Genomic DNA, 22,943 nt, shown 5'->3' on the forward strand with positions numbered 1-22,943 from the left:
TCATTTATATTTGAATGTTTTGACTTCCCAGCTCTTATCTTTTTTAATTACACTATATGTCAATAGCATTTTTTTATTTAGGCAAAGGATAGAGAGCGTTGCTTCTTGTTTGTTGACCTCAAAATTTTCTATGCTATATAAAAAGTGGTTTTTTGAGATCAAAACGTCGGGTTGCTGGTTGTAAACTATGTTAAAATGACCTATCCGTTCCGGCCAGTTATCGTGGGTATATTTGTTTTTAACCATCATCAGTGTTTGTGTCTGCGGAGTAACTATTGTCTGGAAACCCGGATCATTAAATACACAGTTGAGTATACTAACTGTATCCTGATAATTAACGAAACTATTTGCGGCCTGATTAGTGCAAGCAGTAATCAGGCTGAATAAAGCGAATAGTAAACTCAGATTTCTCATTTATGAATTGGCTTTGCTTACTTTATAGAACCTTTTTCCTTTAATCAGCATCTTCATTCTTTGTCTTTTTAGTGACAAGTTTGCGCCCGCTTCCTTGTTTTCGATGAGTTGAATTTTATAAGCCTTCAGAATATCCTTATAAGTTAATACACCAATAACCTTGTTTTCGTCTTCAGACAATACAGGTATTAATTCTTCCTGCTGCACTGACATCAGCTCTACAGCTTTTGATAAGCTATCGTTGCTTTTGATTGCATAGTCTGACTTTTTCAGGATAGCGGAAATAGCTGCGTTCTCTCCGATTTTATTGTTGTAAAGATCAGTAAGCGCAACTGTTCCCTGAAAATCACCCTGTTGATCAACAACAATGAAATGGCTGTCTGTTTGGAGATTGTTAGCTAAATAAACTTTGAATTCACTGATCAAAGTTTCAGGATTCAACAGGACTGATTGAGTTGATATGACCTGGGCTACTGATAATTTTCTCAGAATGTCAGGTTCATAGGCATCTGGCGTATAAACTCCTCTTCTGGCAATTTTTTCAGTCATAATCGTATTTTCCATAAAAAAGAAAGATACAAGGTAGGCAGATGTACAGGCCCCTAACAGGGGTAAAAGTGCTTCGGGTTGCATAGTAGCTTCCAAAGCAAAAGCGATACTGGTTAAATAGGCACGGGATGCACCTGCAAACATTGCAGACATACCAATCAAAGCACACATCGGCAAACTAATATCAGCTGCGGGCAATAGATATATAATAACAGAGCCGATAATAGCCCCGCAAGCACCACCAATGGTTAGTAGGGGGGCAAGTGTACCACCTGAAGTGCCACTGCCAAGGGCAATAGCCCAGGAGAGAAATTTGAACAGGGATAAACTTAATAATAATGCTAACGTGATATGACCAGAAAGTATATTGATAATGTTATCATAGCCGACACCTAAAGTATGTGGTTGATAAAAACCGATTAATCCAACAGCGAGACCACCTAAAGCTGGCCACCACATCCAATGAATGGGTAATTTTTCAAACAGATCCTCTATGTAATAAACGGCTTTGGTTAATCCTACAGCTAAAAATCCAATGATGATTCCAATAGTGCTGTAAATACCCAAGCCAAAATTACCTGGAACAGCAAGGTGAGGCATAGGAAATACAGGTCCGGATTCGAATAAAAAGTGATGTCCTGCGGCCCCGGTAATACAAGCCAATGCGACTGGAAGAATAGCTTTTGGTGAAAATTCGAAAAGTAATAACTCTACTGCAAGGAAAATAGCCGCAATCGGTGTTCCGAATATGGCGGACATCCCCGCGGTTGCACCTGCAGCTAAGATAATTTTTCGTTCATTAGAGGTAATCTTGAATAATTGACCCAGTGTTGAACCCAAAGCGCCACCGGTAGCAATGATAGGGCCTTCCGCACCGAATGGGCCACCCGTTCCTATGGCAATAGCGGAGGAGATAGGCTTTAGAAAAGTAATAATTGGTTTAATCTTACTTTTATTGATCAGGATTTGTTCCATAGCTTCCGGGATTCCATGACCCCGGATAGCTTTAGAACCATATAGGGCCATAATCCCTACCAGTATCCCCCCAATTGCAGGAATAAGTATCACCCATAAACCGAGATGGTTGGTTGCTGGGCTATGAAAATTAATATCTGCCGAACCGTAAAAGGCAATGTTTGTAACCAGGTTGATTAAGTAGATCAGCAATTTGGCAATTATGCTGATTGCCGCGGCTACAATAACCGAAAGAACGGAGATCTGGAGTAATCTTTTTTTGAGGAATAAATTTTGTTTTTTATCATCTTCCTTTTGGTTATAAAAATAAAGTAAAGGAGATATGGGAATGCCATTTTTATAGTCTGTTCTCTTCATAAATATCACATTTTCTAAGTCAGGCTTATCGTCAATGATAAAACCTTAACTGTTGCAAAGCTAATAAAATCTATTGTTGGTTTTTGTATTAAATATTGTTTATTACATGTTTTTGTTTATTATTATTGATAATAATTGTTTTTTATATTGTTTATGCAATATTTGTTTGATTTGATGTTACTGGCTTATTTATCTAAATAATTTGATTCAATAAATTTAGATCTACAGTTATTTAGTAATATTGTGCCCAAACAAGTCCTACCTATGAAAGAATGCAAAAGCACCTGTGACCTTAATACCTGTTTTTTATGTAAAAACTGTCTTTCAGAATGGCTTCCTGCAATTGATAGTCACCGGAAAAACTTTGAAGTTAAAAAGGGAGAACAGATTTTTAAGGAGGGAGACCCTGCAAAGGGGATTTATTTTATTTATAAAGGGACTGCAAAAGTTCATAAGCGATGGGATAAAGAAAAAGATCTCATTATTCGTTTTGCGAAAAAGGGAGATATGTTAGGTTACCTTGGATTAGGTAATGATCCGATTTATCCTGTCTCTACGACAGCACTGGAACCAATGGTGGTATGTTATCTGGAAATGACCTTTTTTGAAGCTACACTGGCTGTAAATACGGGCTTTACTTATAAACTAATGCGTTTTTTTGCCAATGAATTGCAGGAATCTGAAAAAAGAATGCGAAACCTAGCCCATATGTCAGTTAAAGCAAGAATCGCACAGGCGTTCCTTGCTTTAAAAGATCAGTTTGGTACAGATCAGAATGGTTTAATTGGTATTGAAGTCACCAAGCAGGATGTATCCTCTTATGCTGGTGTCTCTTATGAAACTTTATTTAAAGTCAGTCAGGAGCTAGTACAATTGAAAATAATAGAGTTGCAGGGAAAAGCTATAACTATTATTGATCCCAAACAACTGTTACAAATTGTAAAAGCAGATAACCAATAATAAGATCCGGACTACGTCATTTAAAGAATGCGCTCGCCTTTTTTTACATGTGAGGATATATTGAAAATAAGGCCAATTACAAAAAAGAGACCGCCGCTAAATGTGATCCAGGAGAAAGATTTGATGCCATTTATATTAATCGTCCAGGGATGAGAGTCTACTGAATTTACATAATTAAGGTTTTTGAATATAAAGGTGCCTAAGATCAAGAGGATAATTCCACCTATCATTAATACTGTTCCTGATTTTTTCATGATATTGTTTGTTTGGTATTTTAATATTGTTTTTTGTAAAAATATATATAAATTATATTGTTTAAACAATATTAATGTAAAATTCCTCGAGGAATGTTTTTTATGATGTAACACTAAAACAGTACATAATTAAAGCACATTTTAATGTTTAGTTATTTTTCAGCGTGTAACCCAATTCTGTTTCCCGCGCTGTCCATAATTACGGCAATAAATCCTGGTGGAATTTGCATTTTAGGTGTGATAATCTTTCCTCCTGCCTGCTCTACTTTGTCAAGGACTGTTTGTATAGCTGGACTTGCATTGATATAAATTAATGTGCCTTGTGATGATGGGTTATTCTCTTCTGATTTCGACAATACGCCAGTCACCCTCCCAGAGGTTGCCTGGATTACATTTGGATTATACGGAAAGAAAACACTTTCATCATTTCCATCAATTCGCTTAATCATTTCAAGAGCTAAAATGGTTTCGTAGAAATTTTTTGCTCTTTCAATGTCGGATACAGGAATTTCGAACCAAGTCAGGATATTGGTTTCTTCGTCAATTTTTCTTAGTAATTGCTTGCTTGTTTCCACGTTTTTTAACATTTTCTTATTTGTTTTTGTTCTTTACAAAGGTCAAAAATGTATAGGATTTAATCCTGTGACGATCGTCACAAAATTACACAAGGGTTCTTCGTTTTCGTATCCTGCTTAATGTTTCCCTTGCTACGCCAAGAAATGATGCAAGTTGTGAAAGTGAAACTCTTTGTAACATGTCAGGATGATTGACTTCTAAGTACTTTAAGCGTTCCTGAGCTGAATAAAGTTTGAACAGCGTTGAAAATTCTTCTTGTTTTGAGGCGAATAGACGTATGCAATTACGTCCTAAAGCTTCTATTTCGGCTGTTTCTTTGGCAGCTTTAAATAATTGCTGTTTGTCAAAAATTACGACTGTTAATGGTTCGCAGGCAATGATATTATATTCTGATTTTTCTCCGCTACCAAAGCTGCTGATGTTTGTTGCGATGTCATTTTCAAAGAAGAACGCTGTATTTTTTTTTGCTCCGTCAACTTCATAATAACTCTTACAGTAGCCTGAGTCAATATAAAATAAAGAATTGCAAATCTGTCCTTCATGTAGTAAAAAATCATTCTTCTTAAACTGTTTTTTTGATAACGCAGGTTGTAGTGATTCCCAGCTTTCCTCAGAAAATACAGTTAGCGAATGAATATATTTTAAAAGATTGTCCATCTATAATCAGGGTGAAACACGCGTAATTAATAAGTACGCATAGCTTTTTAATATTTGTGATGTAATTTATTGATTCTTTACAAGAATATAAAACTATCCCGAATAGGATATGGTTTCTGAGGTTAGATTATCTCTGGAACGGATTAGCTCGCTGCGCTCGCTGATCCCTGAGGGGGGGGGCTTCAAACAAAAATGCGTCGCTGCGCTCCTGTCATTTTTTGTTTTTATCAAGCCTTGCGCTTGCAGCGCAGAACTTGATTTAAAACAAAAAATGCCACCCTATCGGGTAGCATTTTTGTTTGGCGGAGAGTGGGGGATTCGAACCCGCGGACCCTTTGACAGGTCAACAGTTTTCAAGACTGCCTCAATCGACCACTCTGACAACTCTCCGCGACAAAAGTACAAATACCTCTTGATTATGCAAACAATGATGTTGATTTTTTAACAGAAAATTCATAACTAATTAAAACAGAGATAGAAAAACTTCTATTTGCTTGTTTTTTGGGTCTGAGAAGTGCCTTTTTTGAACAAATTAAAGGGCTGTTTGATGATTTTAACGCTGCGTTTAGAGACGTCAACGCTCACATTCAGCTCAAAACCGATTAAAAGTATCAGAGAATTGAGGTATAACCAGATCATAATTACGATCAGTGTGCCTATGGAGCCGTATACTTTATTGTAAGAACCAAAGTGATTAATGTAGAAGGAAAATCCCCAGATGGTGAGGAAAGCAAGAATAGTTGCCAGCCATGATCCGGGACTAAAGAATGTCCATTTCTTGGTGTTGGCAGGACCATATCTGTAAAGGATAGAAATAGTGACAAAATAAAGGATACCCAATAATGCCCACCTGGATAAATCAATAAGGTAAGCAATAAAATGCCCCTTGATATGAAGTCCTTTATTGATGTAATTTAAAGCGAGTTCACCCAGGGTCATCGCACCTATGGTAATGATCAGGGAAATGGCGAGCACTACGGTAAGAACCAGAGCAATCAGACGCTGTTTAAGCCATGTTCTGGTTTCTCTGACCAGTGATGACTTATTAAAGGCGTTCATCAGACTGTGCATGCCGTTAGTGGCGAAAAATACGGAGAGCACGATACCGAAGGATAGTAATTTCCCATTCTGGATTTTGATAATTTCGGACAGGGTCGATTCAAAAGCCTTAAAAGCCTGGGAAGGAAGAATAAGTTGTAGTAACACCATCAGCTGATCCTGAAAACCAATGCGTTTTGGAATAAAGGGAATCAGGGTAAAAAGAAAGATGATACCAGGGAAAATAGCCAGCATAAAGGTGTAGGCCAGGGAAGAGGCTTTATTCACTAATTCCTGTTTGCCAAGCTCCCTGAAAAAGAAGGAAGCTACGGTGTAAAGGGGAATAGGGCTAAATCCGGGGGCAACATAAACTTTTGTCCAGTCTATAAATAAGGAATATAGCCTAATCTTTAGAAGATGTTTGTGTACCCAATTCATTCATTAAATCTAGTGATAATATTTTGCGATCCTTTCCATAAAATAGTCAGGAGGAGCGCAGGGTTTCTTTTTGTCCATGTCAAAGAATACCAGTGTGGTAGATCCGATGTTAATGAGTTCTTCGTCTTCGTTGAACAACTCATAATCGAATATGATACGTACCCCTGGTAATGTTTTGACGGTAGTTCTGATGGTGAGTTCCTGATCGTATAATGCAGGTTTGATGAATTTACATTTCAGTTCGAGCAGGGGTAACATGACCCCTGACTCTTCCATTTTACCGTAAGTCATCCCGAGGCTGCGTAACATCTCTACGCGGCCTACTTCGTAATATTGGGCATAATTTCCGTTGTAAACGTAGCCCATCTGATCAGTCTCACTATATCTTACTCTGATCTTAGTATCGTGTGTATACATGCCTATTTGAAAATATTGCGTTTGTCTAAGGCTGCTCTGTAGGCTTTTGCATTTACTTCATGCTGTGCTTTGGTTTCTGCAAAAGCGTGGTATCCTGAGAAATCTGCTTTAGCGCACATATAAATGTAATTGTTATGGTCATGGTTTAAAACAGCGTCAATAGCATTGATACTTGGCATCATGATCGGGCCCGGAGGTAAACCAGCGTATTTATAAGTGTTATACTTAGATTCTATACGTAATAATGGGCCGGTTACTCTTTTTACAGTGAAATCGCCGTTGGCAAAAATTACCGTCGGGTCTGCCTGTAACAAAATGCCTTTGTTTAAACGGTTCAGATATAATCCGGCAATAATAGGCATCTCCTTGTCGTAAAGGGCTTCTCCATCCACAATCGAAGCCAGAATAGTTACCTGCTGAGGGCTTAAATTCAGGGCTGCTGCCTTTTGTTTACGGGATGCATTCCAGAACTTATCGTATTCTTTCTGCATTTTGTTAAAGAACTCTAAAGGGGTGATGTTCCAGTACATGTCATAAGTGTTCGGGATGAACATCGTATAACTGTTATCTGTGGTAAAACCGTATTTTTCTACTAATGCAGCTGAGTCAAGAACTTTGATGAAGGCCATTGAATCGGCTTCAAGGCTTTTAGAAAGATAGGCTGCAAATTCCTCTTTTTTCCTGATGTTATGGAATTTTAAACTCACAGGGTCCTGGTTTCCGGCTTTGATCATATTGATCAGGCTGCGGTTGTTCATTCCTTTAGCCAGTTTATAGCGTCCTGGTTTTAAACGGTCAGCCAGATCCATCTTAGCAGCTGCCTGGCTAAAGCTTTCGGCATCTAGCAGCAGATCTTTGCTTTTGATTTCCTGAAACAGGTTTTCTATTGTAGAGCCTGTCTTAATGTACAGGTGTTTTTCTTTACCGCTGATGTTAGGAGCGAAGTAAATTTTATATTGTTTCAGACCGAAAAATCCTCCTACAGCAAGGACGATTAAGCTGGCAATCAATACTATTTTAGTACTCTTTTTTGGTTCTTTGGTGGTTTCAGTAGTCATAGAGAATTTGAAATTCTAATTATTTTTTATTGGATAGGGTGATATTGATCGGGGTACCAATTTTAACTTTTGATACTGAATCTGTCAATGCAGGGCTCTGCGCAACAATAACAGCATTTGCCGTGTCGGTAATTGCACCTTCATAGGTAATTGTTCCAAGTTTCAGATTCGAACCTCTCAATGAGAATGCAGCTTCACCTTTAGTAAAACCTAAAAGGGCCGGGATATCTACATCTTCATTTCCTCTGCCGTCACCCAGTAACATATCTATTTTAGAGCCTTTAGGAATCACGTCACCTGGTTTGATAGCTTGTCCGCCGAAGGAAACCTCCAGTACGACATCTTTACTGATATCAGCCTTGTATACTGTATCGCCTACTTTTAAACCAAAACTATGGATGATTGACTGTGCCTCAATAAATGATTTGAACTGGATCTCAGGGAATTTTACATTAGGTGCCTGAGCAGTATTTATAGTCAGATAGATCGTTCTGTTGTCTTTTACAAAAGTATTAGCTTCTGGATCCTGATCAATTACCGTACCCGGAGGCATATCCATAATATAGACAGAATCTACCTCATAACGCAAACCCAGGTCTTCGAGTTTGGATACAGCCTGGTTAAAGGATAAGCCTTTTACAGCTGGTACATTTAAGCCCTGACCATGTTTGGTATAATAGCGTAAACTGAAAAAAGCAATAAACAAGAGTATAGCCACAGTGGCGATGGCTGCAAGGAGATTGTTCCTGAATGATTTAGTTTGTAAGTAATTGATGAATTTTGCCATTTAATTATTTTGTGTGCCTTGTAATTTCGTCCAAATTTAGACTAAAAATATATTTTATCGGAATTTAAATGAGATCTGAATAAACTATTTTGATATTTTTGAGCCGTATCTTATCGTTTAATCTGATTAATCAGGAATATCCGGTATGAAATCTATAAGTATAAAGGCTTCATAACGGAGATTAAAGAAATATATTTTTATGAAGAAAATAATAGCCTTGCTAACTGGCGGCACAACTGGAGAATGGGTAATATCAGTAAAAAGCGCAGCAACCATAGCGCATAACCTTGATCCGGATAAATTTGAAGTCTATAAAATTATGCTTACGCAGCAGGGATGGTTCTATGAACCGGTTGATTCTGTAAAGATTGAAGTAGACAGAAATGACTTTTCACTGGTCTATAACGGCCGAAAAATAACCTTTGACGGTGTTTTTATTGCAATCCATGGTGCCCCGGGTGAAGATGGGAAATTGCAGGGCTATTTTGATATGCTCGGCCTTCCTTATACGACCTGCGACGCACTGACTTCGGCGGTAACGATGAATAAAGGGTATACCAAAGCAATTGTTCAGGATATTCCAAATCTGTTTATTGCTAAATCTGCGCAGATTTTTAAAGGTACACCTTATAGTCTTTCGGATATAAAAAATGGACTCAACCTGCCTTATTTTGTGAAACCGAATAATGGAGGAAGCAGTATAGGTATGAGTAAGGTGAAAAATCAATATGATCTTCAGGGAGCAATTGATAAAGCGTTTAAAGAAGATACGCAACTCCTGATTGAAGAATTTATCGAAGGCCGGGAGTTTACGGTTGGTGTCGTGAAGCTGGATGGTAAAATAGTTGTTTTACCCGCAACTGAAGTGGAAACAGCGAAAGAATTCTTCGATTTTGAAGCGAAATATACACCAGGTGTAGCCACGGAAACTACGCCGGCGCCATTGCGTCCTGAAACGCGTTTAAGGATAGAAGAGATTGCAACTGCTGTGTATTCTAAATTGAATTGCAGGGGAGTAGTCAGAATTGATTTTATTCTGGTTGGTGATGAAGGCGATTTCTACTTTATTGAAATCAACACGATTCCGGGACAGACGGCTACAAGCTTTATTCCTCAGCAGGTAGCTGCATATGGAATGAAACTCAATAACTTTTATACTAAACTGATTAAGGAAACCATCGGTTAAGTAACATGTATAGTCAGTATTTAGCAGAGCACGATTTTAAAATCACTGTTTATAAAAAGGGGGATGTGATTTACGAGCCAGGGCAACTGCCGAGATATGTTTATTTTATCAAAAGCGGAGAGGTCAGAATGGCGACTGTAAATCATGATGGAAGAGAATTCATACAGGGGATCTTTAAATCGAGGCAGCACTTTGGCGAACCGGCTTTATTGCTGGATCGCCCTTACCTGGCTTTTACCATCGCTTCAAAGGATTCGGAAGTCATTCAGCTGGATAAGGCTGCCTTTCTGAAGATGATTGAAGAACACAGATCTTTCAGCATGGACCTGATTATGACAATGAGCAGACGCTTGTTTTATAAGTCTATGATGCTGGAAGAACTGGCCAATGAGCAGGCTGAACACCGGCTGCATACGCTGATTAATTATCTGTGTCAGGATATGGAGAAGGGTGCTTTACTGAATGTTACGCGGCAAACACTGGCGGATATGAGTGGTTTAAGAGTGGAAACGGTGATTCGGACCATCAGGAAACTAGCTGCCTCAGGTGAGCTGAAACTTATCCGGGGCAAGATTGTTAAGCTATAGTATGATGTAGATCATAAATTTGACGGATTATAATGGTTAATTTTGTATATTAATTATTACGAATAAACATTAACGTTATGGCACCTATTTCAAAACTAGAAGCAGTCATCCAGTGTAAATGCCCAAGATGCAGGCAAGGAAATATCTTTCCAGGTAAAATGTACTCTTTTTCGTTTAAAGGGCAGGTAACAAATGAATATTGCCCGCATTGTAATCTTCGTTTTGAAAGAGAACCGGGATTCTTTTATGTGGCGATGTTTATCAGTTATGCCATGAATGTCGCTGAAATGATTACAGCAGCTGTGGCAACTTATATTTTAGGTCTGCCGCTGGTTTATGATAATCTATGGTATTATATAGGTATTCTACTGATTACAGTATTTATATTTTCCCCGTTTAACTACCGTTATTCAAGAGTAATGCTTCTGCATTGGTTAACTCCTGGTTTGGGCTATATTCCTGGCAGTGGCGATGAACCGGTAAATACGATTAAATCTGCTTAGTTTTCCAGTTACCTTTCTTAAATAAGATATATCCAGCTATAGCGATTCCTGTTTCCGCAACCGGGATCGCTATAAATACGCCCTCAGGCCCCATGTTGAAGGTTTTTGCCAATAGATAGGCCATTGGAATCTGAAAAATCCAGAAGCCGAAAAAGTTGATAATTGTAGGTGTTCTGGTATCTCCGGATCCATTAAAGGCACTGGTCATTACCATACCTATACCATAAAACATAAAGCCCAGACACATGGTTCTCAATGCTCTGGAAGCAATTTCCTGGATCTGCTGATCTGCAGTGAAAAAGGAGACGAGATAATGGCCAAAGATCAGACTGATCACCATAGTTATCCCCATATAAATCATCGCATATTTAGCTGTTTTCAAAACAGATTCTTCAGCACGTTTGATGTCTTTTGCACCAAGGTTCTGACCTACCAGGGTAGCGGCTGCACCACTCATGCCCCATGCGGGTAGCAGGAAGAAGAGCATTAGCCTGATGGCAGTCTGATAACCTGCCGAGCCATGATCTCCACCGGTAGTAGCGACCAGTTCTGCCAGAAATATCCAGCTGCATGAGCCAATAACAAACTGGAAAATGGCAGGAACCGCAATCTTTAACAAAGCCTTGATCTGCTGGAAATGAGGCGTAAAATAAGCTAATTTGATTTTTAACAGACTTTTTCCGCTGATTAACTGGTATAACTGATAACATACGCCAATGCTTCTTCCAATAGTGGTAGCTATGGCAGCCCCGGTTAATCCAAAAGCGGGGATAGGACCAAAGCCATTAATTAATATAGGGCACAAAATGATATTGGCGATATTGGCTACCCATAAACTCTTCATCGCGATAGCTGCATTTCCAGCCCCTCTGAAGATTCCGTTAATCAGAAACAACAATACTATAATGGTACTTCCTCCCATCATAATCTGGATAAAAGGGGTGCCTGCTGCTGTAGTTTCTGCGGATGCACCCATCAGCATTAATATTCTGCCAGCATAAATAAAACCAACAATACTAATCACGAGATTCAAAGCAACGGAGATCAATATAGCCTGCATACCTGCTTTGGAAGCAGCCACCGGATCTTTTTCACCGATCCGTCGGGCTACGACTGCAGTAGCTGCCATACTTAGCCCGACTGCAAAAGAATAAATAATTGAAAGTACTGATTCAGTTAAACCTACAGTTTGTATGGCCTCACTGCTATTGTGCAGATGGCCCACAAAATAGAGATCGACAAGGGCAAATACCGATTCCATGATCATTTCGAGCATCATCGGAATGGCCAGTAACAACACAGCTCTGCGGATACTTCCATGAGTGAAATCTAATTCTTCGCCCTGGATAGCTTGCTTTAACAAATGAAATATTTTGCTGATACCCGTTTTATGCTGCTGCGTTGTCATATTTGGTTTTTCTATATACTATAGGCTTTAATCATCTCCTCACTAACCTTACATCCTTTGCCTGTGGTGGTGTCAATTAATACGTAGTCAAAATAACCATCTGAAGCTATTTTTCCGGTACGTGTATTCTCTATCTCAAATTGTACGCGACAGCCTTTATCGTTAATGGTCAGTATCCCGGTACGTATTTTTAACTGGTCCCCTAAAATCAGAGGTCTTTTATAATCTACATGTGCAGTACGTACTACCCAGCCAAATCCGCTTTTCAGGAATTCTTCCATTGGCATTTTATAGAATTGTTCCATCTGATCGTAACGTGCAGCTAATACGTAATCAAAGTATTTGCTGTTATGTACGTGGTTGAACATATCTATATCATCGGGTCTTACTTTAAGTGCCGTCTCAAATATACTGTATTCGGTCTTTTCCATGTTACAAAAGTAAAGTTTGAAGGTTGCTTATTGAAATATATTCTCCCGAAGGGGTGGTTAAGCATAGTTTAATTGCTGGTTTTGTATTTTTTTAGTCTGTTTTTCAATGGTTTAGGTGTGATGGTATTCTGTTTAAATGATTTTGAGGATACTTGTTTATCCTAAAAACTTACACTATCTTTGCGCGTAATTAATTAATCAATATACACTTTAGTATAATTCAAGCAATGTATTTAAGTAAAGAAGTAAAAGCCGACATTTTCAAAAAACACGGCGAAGTAGAAACTAACACAGGATCTGCAGAAGGACAAGTAGCGTTATTCACTTACCGTATCGCGCACTTAACAGAACACTTGAAGAAAAATCGTAAAGATTTCTCTACTCAATTGTCTCTTCAAAAATTAGTAGGTAAACGCCGTGGTATTTTGGCTTACCTGTTTAAAAAAGATATCAACCGCTACCGTGCTATCATCAAGAACTTAGGTTTAAGAGATATCATCAAACCAATTGGCTCTACAAGAGACAGTAAATAAGCGTTATAATATCAGGAAAAGCCATTCTCAGGGATGGCTTTTTTAATTGAGAAATAAAAATACTATATATAAATCAGATGTGTAGAAAGAGGAAAACACATCACAACAATTTGTAAATGAATGTAATAAAAAAATCGTTCGATCTTGGCGATGGAAGGACCATCGAAATTGAAACCGGTAAATTAGCTAAACAGGCTGATGGTTCCGTAGTGGTAAGAATGGGTGATACCATGTTATTGGCAACTGTAGTTTCTACTGTAGGCGCTAAAGCTGGTGTTGACTTTTTACCTTTATCTGTAGACTACCAGGAAAAATATGCGGCTGCGGGTCGTATTCCAGGTGGTTTCTTACGTCGTGAGGCAAGATTATCTGACTATGAGGTTTTAATCTCCCGTTTGGTTGACCGTGCTTTACGCCCAATGTTCCCTGAAGATTATCACTCTGATACTCAGGTAATGATCACTTTGATCTCTTCTGATAAAAATATAATGCCGGATTCACTGGCTGGTTTAGCTGCTTCAGCTGCCATCGCTGTTTCTGATATTCCTTTTAACGGACCGATCTCTGAAGTTCGTGTAGCAAAAATTGATGGCGTTTTAGTAATCAATCCTTATGTTAGCGATTTAGAACGTGCTACTTTAGAATTCTTGGTAGCAGGTACTGAAAACGATATCGTAATGGTAGAAGGTGAAGCTGATGAGATTTCTGAAGAAGAAATGGTTGAGGCTATCGAATTCGCTCACAAAGCTATCGTTATTCAGGTTAAAGTTCAGAAAGAACTTGCTGAAGCAGTTGGTAAAACTAAAAAACGTGAATATTCTCACGAGGATAGCAATCCTGAATTAAAAGAGCAGGTTTATGCTGCTACTTATGATCAGGTTTATGCTGTTGCGAAAAGCAAAAGTGCTAAACATGAGCGTACTGAGAAATTTGCTGAGATTTTAGGTGGTTTCGTTGAAACGCTTGGTGAAGAAGTTGATGCTGTAACTAGCTTCTTAGCTAAAAAATATTTCCACGATGTACAATATGATGCTATCCGTAACCTTGTTTTAGACGAAGGTATGCGTTTGGATGGTCGTGATGTACGTACTGTACGTCCTATCTGGAGTGAGGTAAGTTACTTGCCATCTGCTCACGGTTCGGCAGTATTCACACGTGGTGAAACTCAATCTTTAACTACAGTTACACTGGGTTCTAAAGATGATGAGCAAATGATTGATGGTGCTTTCATCAATGGTTACAACAAATTCTTATTACACTATAATTTCCCAGGATTCTCTACAGGTGAAGTTCGCCCGAACAGAGGTGCTGGTCGTCGTGAAATCGGTCATGGTAACCTGGCTATGCGTTCTTTAAGAAAGGTATTACCTGGATTGGAAGCAAACCCATATACTATCCGTATCGTTTCTGATATCTTAGAATCTAACGGTTCTTCTTCTATGGCTACTGTTTGTGCTGGTACTTTAGCACTGATGGATGCTGGTATTAAAATCAAAGCTCCGGTTTCGGGTATTGCAATGGGTTTAATCACTGATGAGAAAACTGGTAAATATGCAATCCTTACTGATATCCTGGGTGATGAAGATCATTTAGGTGATATGGACTTCAAGGTTACTGGTACTGAAAAAGGTATCGTAGCTTGTCAGATGGACTTAAAAATCAATGGTTTGAAATGGGAAGTGTTAACTGCTGCCCTGAAACAAGCTAATGAAGCTCGTTTACATATCTTAAATGAGATGGCAAAAACTATTGCTGCTCCACGTGAAGATTACAAGGATCACGCTCCTCGTATCGTTTCATTAAGTATTGACAAGGAATTCATAGGTGCTGTAATTGGCCCAGGCGGTAAAATTATTCAGGAAATGCAACGTGAAACTGGCGCATCAATCTCTATCGAAGAGGTGGGTAACAAAGGGATCGTTGAAATCTTCGCTGATAATAAGGCTGCTATTGATGCTGCTGTTAAGCGTATCAATGCAATCGCTGCTAAACCAGACATAGGTGCTACTTATGATGGTAAAGTAAAATCTATCATGCCTTTCGGTGCTTTCGTTGAAATCATGCCTGGTAAAGATGGTTTACTGCATATCTCTGAGATTGCATGGGAACGTCTTGAAACTATGGATGGTGTATTGAAAGAAGGTGACAAAATCCAGGTTAAATTATTGGATATTGACAAACAAGGTAAAATGAAACTTTCAAGAAAAGCTTTATTACCTCGCCCACCTAAACCAGAAGGTGTTCAGGAGAACAAACCAGCTTAGGTTTCTTCAATAGTATAAAGGAAAAGGCGGTCTCTTTACGGGATCGCCTTTTTTGGTTTAAAAATAAGGTGTATTTTATTACTGGCCGGATAGCTTTGAAGGAAGCTATATGCCAGTAATAAAATACACCTTATTTTTAAAATCACTGGGTTAACTTAATAGGAGACAGCTTTTCTTGCTTATACTATCTTGAAAATATCAGGTTTTTATCTCTTTGGTGTGTCCAAAAGAATGTCTGTAGGTTATTCACATTTTAATTTGTTGGAATTAAAAATGATTTCATGAAAAAATAACACCTTAAATGCTATAAATTCTAAACCTTGTTTCATCTTTGGAGATTACTGCTGATTTTTTTTATGAAAAAATATATTCTGATACTTACGTTACTCTTTGGCCAATGTACTCATACTCATTTCAGTTTTAACGGTGATTTTGAAAACATAGATTCAATTTCAAAAAAGCCCATTGGCTGGTCGTTCTCTTTTAATGAAGAACAAGCAGCAGGTTATTCAACAAAACTAGATAGCGCTGTTAAACAAAATGGTAAGTATAGTATTTCTCTTCAAAAAATAAATGATAAGTCGGAATTTGGAGTAATAGATTATATGATTCCTGAGGCTTTTGATGGAAAAGTTATAGAGCTTCGGGGGTACATGAAGACGGCAGGTGTCAAAAGAGGTTTTGCTGGCCTATGGCTAAGATTGGATGGCGATGGCAAAATGCTTGGTTTTGAAAATATGAAGAGGCAAGGTATCGGAGGAACAAAGGATTGGAAACAATATATTATCAAATTACCCTATCCGGCTGGAGTAAAGGCAATTCATTTTGGAGGGGTGAATGCTGGAGATGGGAAAGTCTGGTTTGATAATTTTGAGTTATTTATAGATGATAAACCTATCGAAAAAGTAAAACAACTCATCTTAAAAAAAGCAGACACAGATACCTCTTTTAGCAGAAACTCGAAGATTTCAAGTATATTAATGACGCCGCGACAGATTACAAATTTAACTATTACTGGTCAATATTGGGGCTTTTTAAAGTATCATCATCCTTCAGTCTCCCAGGGCGACTATAATTGGGATGCAGAACTTTTTAGACTTTTACCTGGTGTAATTAATGCAAAAAACAATAATCAGTTAAGCTCGGTATTAGAAAAATACCTTGATAAATTACCTGCCCCTAAGATTTGTAAAGTATGTAATGAACGAATTGACAGGAACGAAGTTTTAAAGCCTGATTATGGAGAGTTATTAACAGGACAGTTCTTAAGTAAGTCATTAACAAATAAGCTTGATTTTATTAAGAATAACCGCAATATCGGAGAAAATTATTGGATAGGAAGGGAATGGGCTGGAAACCCCAGATTCAAGAATGAAAAATCATATAATTCTATTGCTTATCCGGATGCCGGGTTTCGTTTATTATCACTCTATCGTTACTGGTCAATGATAAACTACTACTATCCGTATAAAAACTTAATCGGAAAAGATTGGAATAAGGTTTTAATTGAATTTATACCAAAATTTATTAATGCTTCAAACGGAAAAGAATATACATTGGTTACTTTAGAACTTATAGGTAAACTAAAGGATTGTCATGCCAATATTATGGGGGGAAATCCTACATTGAGTTCTATTAAAGGTAATTATGCAGCTCCTTTCCAGGCAAAGTTCATAGAAAACAAACTTGTTATAACAGGTTATTATCTTGATACGCTAAATATAAAAGACAAGTTGAAAATTGGAGATGTTATAAGCGAAATTAATGGAAAAAAAGTATCTGATCTGATAAAAACCTACCTGCATATTCAGCCGGGTTCAAATTATAGCGCGCAATTAAGGGATTTACCTGATAACTATTTACTGAGAAATAATGACCCATCATTAAAAATTATTGTACAAAGAGGCAATTTGACATTCCCTTATGATGCTCCTCTTGCAGATGTGAGATTGACTTCTTTTAATAATATTAATTACACTAAGTCAACCGGGCATTTTTTGATCAATAATGACATTGGTTATATATATCCGGCCAGGTATAGAAATGATGAATTGCTAAGTATTAAGAAGGATTTTGAACATACAAAAGGTATAGTTATCGATATGAGGTGTTATCCTTCAGATTTTATGCCCTTCACGTTTGGAAATTATATTAAATCAAATCAAACTGATTTTGTGAAGTTTGAATGTTTTAATATTTCAAAACCTGGATCTTTCATATATTCTGGAAAAGCGAGTAATGGAGGGGGGATAATTAGTAATTTTTATAAGGGAAGAATAATAGTCATCGTTAATTCAACCACTCAAAGCCAGGCCGAATATACGACTATGGCATTTCAAAGCTCCCCAAATGTTAAAGTCATTGGGAGTCAGACAGCTGGTGCAGATGGGAATGTCTCTTTGATTAGGCTACCCGGAAATATTGCTACAGCCATCTCAGGCATCGGTATATTTTATCCGGATGGAACTCCAACTCAACAGGTTGGAGTTAAAATTGACTATGTCATAAAACCTACAATTCGCGGAATTAGACAAGGAAAAGATGAATTATTAGAAAAAGCTATTCATATCATAGAAAAAAATGAATTGAAGTAATTTGATCAAAAGCAAACCCTGGGTTATTCGCATTTTAATGCATCTACCGGCGTTGATTTAGCTACTTTAATGGATTGTGCACTGACCGTGAGAACAGCAATCAATAAGGATAAACCAATGGCTATAGCAAATGGAAGGATCGTTATGGCTACCTTAAATTCAAAAGCTGATAACCATTTATTGATAATGATGTAAGCCAAAGGAAATGCAATCAGGTTAGCTATAGCAACCAGTTTAATAAAGTCCTTGTTTAGCAGGGTCAGGATGTTCATAGTACTTGCACCAAGTACTTTACGAATACTGACTTCTTTTTTTCTTTGTTCCGCAATAAAGAGGGCCAGTCCTAATAATCCCAGGCAAGAAATAAAAATAGCGAAACCGCCAAACCAGTTTGATAAAATACCTAATAGCCGCTCGCTCTGGAATTTCTGTTCAAAGGCATCATCTACGAACTTCCTGCTGACCGGGAAATTCGGATTGAGGGTTTTAAAAACCTGATCGATCTGATCGACTGAGGTACTGATATTCTGAGTGGAATTTAAACTTACAACCGCATATCTGACTTCTTCTGTATGGTTAGTAATATACATTGGTAAGGCATTTTTGTAGGGCGATTCCATGACGAAATCTTTCATGACGCCTATAATGGTAAGTCTGTTGCGAAATGTATTGATGACAGTACCTATCGGGTGTTTTAATCCCATTGCCTTGACTGCTGCCTGGTTCACTACAACATTTGTAGTGTCATTATGGTAGCGCGAAGAGAATTCTCTGCCTGCTACCATACCTGAACCAATTGTTTTAGCAAAATCATAACCTGCATCGCGATAGTTGAACAAAACTTTTTCTTTAGGGCTCTTACCTGGCCAGCTAATGCCAAAGGTATTATTCCCACCCTCATTTAAGCTTACGCTAAAATAGGTGACCTGGCTGGCCGCCCCGCTTTTGATCAACTGGTCTCTCAATAAGGGGAGCTTTTCTTTATCACTGAGATTTCCCTGAAGGGGGATTTCTACGAGGCTGGCTTTGTTATAACCCACTGGCTTGTTTTTGATGAAATTCAGTTGCTGGTAAATAACAGCAGTACAGATGATTAAACAGACGGCAAAAACAAACTGAAATACGACTAAGACTTTCCTGATGGAAAGGGAAGAACTACCGGCAAGACTAAAGCCTTTTAATACTTTTACAGGCTCGAAAGAAGAAAGGTAAAAGGCTGGATAACTTCCGGCAATGACTCCTGTGAGTAAGGTTAATCCTGTTAATAGTACCCAGAACCTTGGGTCACGGTACTGGATAACCAATTCGATATTAAGCAGTGAATTGAAATAGGGTAAACTAAGCTCCATTAGCGTAAATGCAAAGAGCATAGCAATGAAGGAGAGTAAAATGGACTCAATCATAAACTGGCCAATCAGAGCACCTCTTGAGGAACCGATAGACTTCCTGACACCAACTTCCTTAGCTCTTTTTTCTGATCTGGCAGTGGAAAGATTCATGAAATTAACGCAGGCAATCAGTAAAATACAAAAGGCAAGGACCAGGAATATCCTAAGCTGATCAATCCTTCCTCCAACCGATTTTCCATTCTCAAAATTGTCGTATAGATGCCATTTGGAGAATGGATGTAATAATGCTTCATTAGTAGCACCTTTAGTGTGACGTTTATAGATGTCTTTAACCAGGTTGTTAGCCTTATCAAAAACAGTACTGTTTTGCAGTTGTACCAGGGTGACACACATATTGTTCTCCCAATTAATTGTTCTTGCCCAGGACTGTTGTTTTGCAAGTAATGACCATGGCATCAGGTAGTCAAACTGAATACTGCTGTTTTTGGGGATATCTTCTATGACGCCCTCAACTTTGAGTACCTCGGTGTTTTTTAGTTTTACTGTTTTGTTAATAGGATCTTCATCACCAAAAAGACTTTTCGCCATAGTCTTGGTTAGAATGACAGAATTAACATTATTCAGGGCTGTTCTCGAGTCTCCTTTGATGAATTTATAATCGAGTATTTTAAGAAATGACGGATCTGCATAAACAGATTTTTTCTGGAATTTCTTCTCTCCATTGCTGATAACCTCATCTTCCGGAAATGTGGAATGTGAGGTATATACTACACCGGGGATATTATTTTTGATTTCATCAGACATTGCGCCTGGTGTGCTTGGCCAGCTAAATGTTTGTGTATTTGCCTTATAATTGTTATAAACAATGTAGGTTTTATCGAAATTGGTGAATTGCCGGTCATAACTCCATTCATAGGATACGTATAGTAGTAATATCATGCAGCTGGCCAGGCCAATGGACAGACCCCCTACATTAATTAGGGTGTATCCCTTGTTTTTCCAGAGGCTACGCAGCGCTATTTTCAGGTCAAGTCTAAACATGTCTTCTGTTTTAATAATGTTATTCGCATTTTAATGCATCTACGGGTGTTGCTTTAGCTACTTTAATGGATTGTACACTAACAGTGAGTATCGCAATAAGAAGTGACAAACCAATGGCTATGGCAAAGGGCAGAACAGTGATACCCACATTAAATTCAAAGGTTGATAACCATCTGTTTGTAATGATATAAGCCAGGGGAAAAGCAATCAGATTAGCAATAGCTACCAATTTAAGGAAGTCTTTGTTTAATAGGGTTAATATATTCAGAGTGCTTGCACCAAGTACTTTGCGGATACTGACTTCTTTTTTTCTTTGTTCGGCGATAAACAGTGCCAGGCCTAATAATCCCAGACAGGAGATGAAAATGGCGAAACCACCAAACCAATTGGATAGAATACCTAACAGACGCTCGCTTTGGAATTTCTGTTCGAAATTATCATCTGCAAATTTTCTGTCTACCGGGAAATTTGGATTGAGTTCCTTGATGACTTCGTCAATCTGATTTATTGAAGTACTCACATTCTGTGCTGGATTTAGTCTGGCAATTACATAACTGGCTCCTTCAGTCTGGTTGGTAATAAACATAGGACCAGCATTTTTGTAAGGAGATTCCATCACAAAGTCTTTCATTACACCGATGATGGTACATTTAATGCCAAAGATATCTATAGTTGACCCAATGGGGTGTTTTAATCCCATCACTTTTACTGCTGCCTGGTTCACGACAACTTTAGTTGAGTCATCATGGTACTGGACAGAGAATTCTCTGCCTGCTATCATTTCTGAGCCAAGGGTTTTGGCAAAGTCATAACCTGCATCGCGATTGTTAAATAACACGTCTTCATTTGGGTTTTTACCTGGCCAGCTCACGCTAAAGGTATTATTCCCACCCTCGTTAATACTTCTGCTGAAATAGGTGACCTGAGTTACTGCCCCGGCTTTAATCAGCCGCTCTTTCAGCAAAGCTAGTTTTTCTTTGCCTTTTAGATTTCCCTGGATAGGTATTTCCACTAAGCCCGCTTTGGTATAACCTATAGGTTTACTCTTAATGAAATTTAATTGCTGATAAATAACAGAGGTACATATAATCAGACAGGCTGCAAATACGAATTGAAATACGACCAGAATCTTTCTTACAGAGAGCGAAGAACTGCCTGCGGTACTAAATCCCTTCAATACTTTAACGGGTTCAAATGAAGAAAGATAGAAAGCTGGGTAGCTACCCGCAATAAAACCTGTGATTAGTGTTAAGCTGGTCAGGACTGCCCAGAACATCCAGTCCTGATAATGGATGACAAGCTCTAAATTCAGCAAGGCATTGAAATAGGGCAGGCTGAGTTCCATCAGGGTAAATGCAAAAAGCATAGCAATTAAGGAGATTAAGATGGATTCAACCATAAACTGGCGAATCAGGGCACCTCTTGATGAGCCAATTGATTTTCTGACACCAACTTCTTTGGCTCTTTTCTCTGATCTGGCTGTGGAAAGGTTCATGAAATTAACACAGGCAATGAGTAGTATACAAAATGCGAGGATGAGAAATATCCTGAGTTGGTCTATCTTACCCCCAACTGATTTTCCATTTTCAAAGTTATCATATAGGTGCCATTTAGATAAAGGATGTAATAATACGACGTTAGTTGCCTCTTTAAAATGACGTCTATAGATGTGGCGTATCTCATTACTGGTTTTATTAAAAAGAGTATTATTCTGAAGCTGAACTAAAGTTAAACACATATTGTTTCCCCAGTTGATGGGTTTTGTGGAGGGCTTCAGCTGATTAAACAATGACCAGGGCATCAGGTAATCAAACTGAATACTGCTGTTTTTGGGTACGTCTTCAATAACGGCTTCGACTTTTAACGCCTCAGTGTTATTTAATTTTACAGTTTTATTGATCGGGTCTTCATCACCAAAAAGATTTTTCGCCAAAGTCCTTGTCAGAATCACCGAATTGACATTGGTTAATACTGTTTTTGGATTTCCTTTAATAAATTTGTAGTCTAATATCTTCAGGAACGACGGGTCTGTATAAATCGCTTTCTTCTTGAAATTCTTTTCTCCATTAGAGATTAATTGCTCATCCGGATAGGTGGAATGAGAAGCGTAAAGAACACCTGAAATTTTGCTTCTGACTTCATCCGCCATTGCATTCGGAGTCCATGCCCAGCTGAAGGTCTGTGTATTGGTCTTAGCGTTGTTGTAAACTACATAAGTTTTGTCAAAATTGGTAAATTGTCTGTCAAAGCTCCATTCGTAAGATACATAGAGTAGTAGTATCATACAACTAGCCAATCCAATGGCCAGACCTCCTACGTTAATTAAAGTATATCCTTTGTTTTTCCAAAGGCTGCGTAAGGCTATTTTCAGATCAAGTTTGAACATGTCTTTATATTTTAGAGAGTAATTTTCTATGCAGATTGCTAATCGTATGCCAATGCTTGAATAGTTATCTGAGGGGCCTAAAAACTGAGATTTTAATTTTGAATGACTTTATTTTGTTCGTTTTCGGACAATGGGTGTGCATTTTCGTTCGGTGATATTCAATTGGATGTTCAAGTTACAA

19 protein-coding genes and 1 tRNA gene are annotated in these 22,943 nt (G+C 38.2%); 7 read left to right on the forward strand and 13 right to left on the reverse strand.

What is annotated here, in order from left to right; translation table 11 throughout:
• The gene (locus HDF25_RS07385) at positions 1-414 is read right to left on the reverse strand and encodes a hypothetical protein (RefSeq protein WP_184624088.1); all 414 of its coding nucleotides are present in this window, start codon (positions 412-414) and stop codon (positions 1-3) included.
• Positions 415-2,295 carry a chloride channel protein gene (locus tag HDF25_RS07390; RefSeq protein WP_184624089.1) on the reverse strand — a complete coding sequence of 627 codons (1,881 nt, stop codon included), beginning with the start codon at positions 2,293-2,295 and terminating at the stop codon, positions 415-417.
• Positions 2,296-2,559: 264 nt separating this feature from the next.
• Here HDF25_RS07390 and HDF25_RS07395 point away from each other — a divergent pair, with 264 nt between their 5' ends.
• A complete protein-coding gene (locus HDF25_RS07395; protein ID WP_184624090.1) occupies positions 2,560-3,255 on the forward strand; it encodes a Crp/Fnr family transcriptional regulator in 696 nt (231 codons plus the stop codon).
• A 406-nt stretch (positions 3,256-3,661) separates the two neighbouring features.
• On the opposite strand, the gene HDF25_RS07400 is transcribed toward HDF25_RS07395, so the two are convergent.
• The 7 genes from HDF25_RS07400 to HDF25_RS07430 all read right to left on the reverse strand — a co-directional run bounded on the left by HDF25_RS07400 (position 3,662) and on the right by HDF25_RS07430 (position 8,480).
• Positions 3,662-4,096 carry a VOC family protein gene (locus tag HDF25_RS07400; protein ID WP_184624091.1) on the reverse strand — a complete coding sequence of 145 codons (435 nt, stop codon included), beginning with the start codon at positions 4,094-4,096 and terminating at the stop codon, positions 3,662-3,664.
• A 73-nt stretch (positions 4,097-4,169) separates the two neighbouring features.
• On the reverse strand, positions 4,170-4,742 hold the full coding sequence (locus HDF25_RS07405; RefSeq protein ID WP_184624092.1) for a Crp/Fnr family transcriptional regulator: 573 nt from the start codon (positions 4,740-4,742) through the stop codon (positions 4,170-4,172).
• Positions 4,743-5,042: 300 nt separating this feature from the next.
• Positions 5,043-5,132 (reverse strand) — tRNA-Ser (locus HDF25_RS07410).
• Between the two features lie 96 nt (positions 5,133-5,228).
• Entirely contained in the window at positions 5,229-6,218 is a 990-nt protein-coding gene (locus HDF25_RS07415; protein ID WP_184624093.1) for a YihY/virulence factor BrkB family protein, read from the reverse strand.
• Positions 6,219-6,227: 9 nt separating this feature from the next.
• A complete protein-coding gene (locus HDF25_RS07420) occupies positions 6,228-6,635 on the reverse strand; it encodes an acyl-CoA thioesterase (protein ID WP_184624094.1) in 408 nt (135 codons plus the stop codon).
• 2 nt (positions 6,636-6,637) lie between these two features.
• On the reverse strand, positions 6,638-7,693 hold the full coding sequence (gene mltG, locus HDF25_RS07425) for an endolytic transglycosylase MltG (RefSeq protein WP_184624095.1): 1,056 nt from the start codon (positions 7,691-7,693) through the stop codon (positions 6,638-6,640).
• Positions 7,694-7,712: 19 nt separating this feature from the next.
• Complete coding sequence (locus tag HDF25_RS07430; protein ID WP_184624096.1) at positions 7,713-8,480, reverse strand: PASTA domain-containing protein; 768 nt, start codon at positions 8,478-8,480, stop codon at positions 7,713-7,715.
• Between the two features lie 199 nt (positions 8,481-8,679).
• Here HDF25_RS07430 and HDF25_RS07435 point away from each other — a divergent pair, with 199 nt between their 5' ends.
• The 3 genes from HDF25_RS07435 to HDF25_RS07445 all read left to right on the forward strand — a co-directional run bounded on the left by HDF25_RS07435 (position 8,680) and on the right by HDF25_RS07445 (position 10,756).
• A complete protein-coding gene (locus HDF25_RS07435) occupies positions 8,680-9,666 on the forward strand; it encodes a D-alanine--D-alanine ligase (protein WP_184624097.1) in 987 nt (328 codons plus the stop codon).
• Between the two features lie 5 nt (positions 9,667-9,671).
• A complete protein-coding gene (locus HDF25_RS07440) occupies positions 9,672-10,253 on the forward strand; it encodes a Crp/Fnr family transcriptional regulator (protein WP_184624098.1) in 582 nt (193 codons plus the stop codon).
• A 77-nt stretch (positions 10,254-10,330) separates the two neighbouring features.
• Positions 10,331-10,756, forward strand: a complete 426-nt coding sequence (locus HDF25_RS07445; RefSeq protein WP_184624099.1) for a DUF983 domain-containing protein — start codon at positions 10,331-10,333, stop codon at positions 10,754-10,756.
• Here the strand turns inward: HDF25_RS07445 and HDF25_RS07450 are convergent.
• A complete protein-coding gene (locus HDF25_RS07450; RefSeq protein WP_184624100.1) occupies positions 10,743-12,164 on the reverse strand; it encodes an MATE family efflux transporter in 1,422 nt (473 codons plus the stop codon). The two genes, HDF25_RS07445 and HDF25_RS07450, sit on opposite strands and share 14 nt — an antisense overlap.
• An 11-nt stretch (positions 12,165-12,175) precedes the next feature.
• On the reverse strand, positions 12,176-12,595 hold the full coding sequence (locus tag HDF25_RS07455) for an acyl-CoA thioesterase (protein WP_184624101.1): 420 nt from the start codon (positions 12,593-12,595) through the stop codon (positions 12,176-12,178).
• Between the two features lie 227 nt (positions 12,596-12,822).
• Between HDF25_RS07455 and rpsO the strand changes: the two genes are divergently transcribed.
• The 3 genes from rpsO to HDF25_RS07470 all read left to right on the forward strand — a co-directional run bounded on the left by rpsO (position 12,823) and on the right by HDF25_RS07470 (position 17,986).
• Positions 12,823-13,128, forward strand: a complete 306-nt coding sequence (rpsO, locus tag HDF25_RS07460; RefSeq protein WP_184624102.1) for a 30S ribosomal protein S15 — start codon at positions 12,823-12,825, stop codon at positions 13,126-13,128.
• A 116-nt stretch (positions 13,129-13,244) separates the two neighbouring features.
• Complete coding sequence (gene pnp / locus HDF25_RS07465) at positions 13,245-15,392, forward strand: polyribonucleotide nucleotidyltransferase (RefSeq protein ID WP_184624103.1); 2,148 nt, start codon at positions 13,245-13,247, stop codon at positions 15,390-15,392.
• Between the two features lie 356 nt (positions 15,393-15,748).
• A complete protein-coding gene (locus HDF25_RS07470; protein WP_184624104.1) occupies positions 15,749-17,986 on the forward strand; it encodes a S41 family peptidase in 2,238 nt (745 codons plus the stop codon).
• A gap of 23 nt (positions 17,987-18,009) precedes the next feature.
• Here HDF25_RS07470 and HDF25_RS07475 read toward each other — a convergent pair whose 3' ends face one another.
• Both HDF25_RS07475 and HDF25_RS07480 read right to left on the reverse strand, forming a co-directional pair.
• A complete protein-coding gene (locus HDF25_RS07475) occupies positions 18,010-20,376 on the reverse strand; it encodes an ABC transporter permease (RefSeq protein ID WP_184624105.1) in 2,367 nt (788 codons plus the stop codon).
• Between the two features lie 19 nt (positions 20,377-20,395).
• Positions 20,396-22,762 carry an ABC transporter permease gene (locus HDF25_RS07480; RefSeq protein ID WP_184624106.1) on the reverse strand — a complete coding sequence of 789 codons (2,367 nt, stop codon included), beginning with the start codon at positions 22,760-22,762 and terminating at the stop codon, positions 20,396-20,398.
• Between the last annotated feature and the right edge of the window lie 181 nt (positions 22,763-22,943).

The organism is Pedobacter cryoconitis (genome assembly GCF_014207135.1).
In the GTDB taxonomy this organism is placed as follows: domain Bacteria; phylum Bacteroidota; class Bacteroidia; order Sphingobacteriales; family Sphingobacteriaceae; genus Pedobacter; species Pedobacter cryoconitis_D.

Coding starts and splice junctions, on each gene's coding strand:
- HDF25_RS07480 (WP_184624106.1), bottom strand. CDS start 22,762: ATGTTCAAACTTGATCTGAAAATAGCCTTACGCAGCCTTTGGAAAAAC.
- pnp (WP_184624103.1), top strand. CDS start 13,245: ATGAATGTAATAAAAAAATCGTTCGATCTTGGCGATGGAAGGACCATC.
- HDF25_RS07395 (WP_184624090.1), top strand. CDS start 2,560: ATGAAAGAATGCAAAAGCACCTGTGACCTTAATACCTGTTTTTTATGT.
- mltG (WP_184624095.1), bottom strand. CDS start 7,693: ATGACTACTGAAACCACCAAAGAACCAAAAAAGAGTACTAAAATAGTA.
- HDF25_RS07385 (WP_184624088.1), bottom strand. CDS start 414: ATGAGAAATCTGAGTTTACTATTCGCTTTATTCAGCCTGATTACTGCT.
- HDF25_RS07430 (WP_184624096.1), bottom strand. CDS start 8,480: ATGGCAAAATTCATCAATTACTTACAAACTAAATCATTCAGGAACAAT.
- HDF25_RS07390 (WP_184624089.1), bottom strand. CDS start 2,295: ATGAAGAGAACAGACTATAAAAATGGCATTCCCATATCTCCTTTACTT.
- HDF25_RS07445 (WP_184624099.1), top strand. CDS start 10,331: ATGGCACCTATTTCAAAACTAGAAGCAGTCATCCAGTGTAAATGCCCA.
- HDF25_RS07455 (WP_184624101.1), bottom strand. CDS start 12,595: ATGGAAAAGACCGAATACAGTATATTTGAGACGGCACTTAAAGTAAGA.
- HDF25_RS07440 (WP_184624098.1), top strand. CDS start 9,672: ATGTATAGTCAGTATTTAGCAGAGCACGATTTTAAAATCACTGTTTAT.
- rpsO (WP_184624102.1), top strand. CDS start 12,823: ATGTATTTAAGTAAAGAAGTAAAAGCCGACATTTTCAAAAAACACGGC.
- HDF25_RS07405 (WP_184624092.1), bottom strand. CDS start 4,742: ATGGACAATCTTTTAAAATATATTCATTCGCTAACTGTATTTTCTGAG.
- HDF25_RS07420 (WP_184624094.1), bottom strand. CDS start 6,635: ATGTATACACACGATACTAAGATCAGAGTAAGATATAGTGAGACTGAT.
- HDF25_RS07415 (WP_184624093.1), bottom strand. CDS start 6,218: ATGAATTGGGTACACAAACATCTTCTAAAGATTAGGCTATATTCCTTA.
- HDF25_RS07450 (WP_184624100.1), bottom strand. CDS start 12,164: ATGACAACGCAGCAGCATAAAACGGGTATCAGCAAAATATTTCATTTG.
- HDF25_RS07470 (WP_184624104.1), top strand. CDS start 15,749: ATGAAAAAATATATTCTGATACTTACGTTACTCTTTGGCCAATGTACT.
- HDF25_RS07400 (WP_184624091.1), bottom strand. CDS start 4,096: ATGTTAAAAAACGTGGAAACAAGCAAGCAATTACTAAGAAAAATTGAC.
- HDF25_RS07435 (WP_184624097.1), top strand. CDS start 8,680: ATGAAGAAAATAATAGCCTTGCTAACTGGCGGCACAACTGGAGAATGG.
- HDF25_RS07475 (WP_184624105.1), bottom strand. CDS start 20,376: ATGTTTAGACTTGACCTGAAAATAGCGCTGCGTAGCCTCTGGAAAAAC.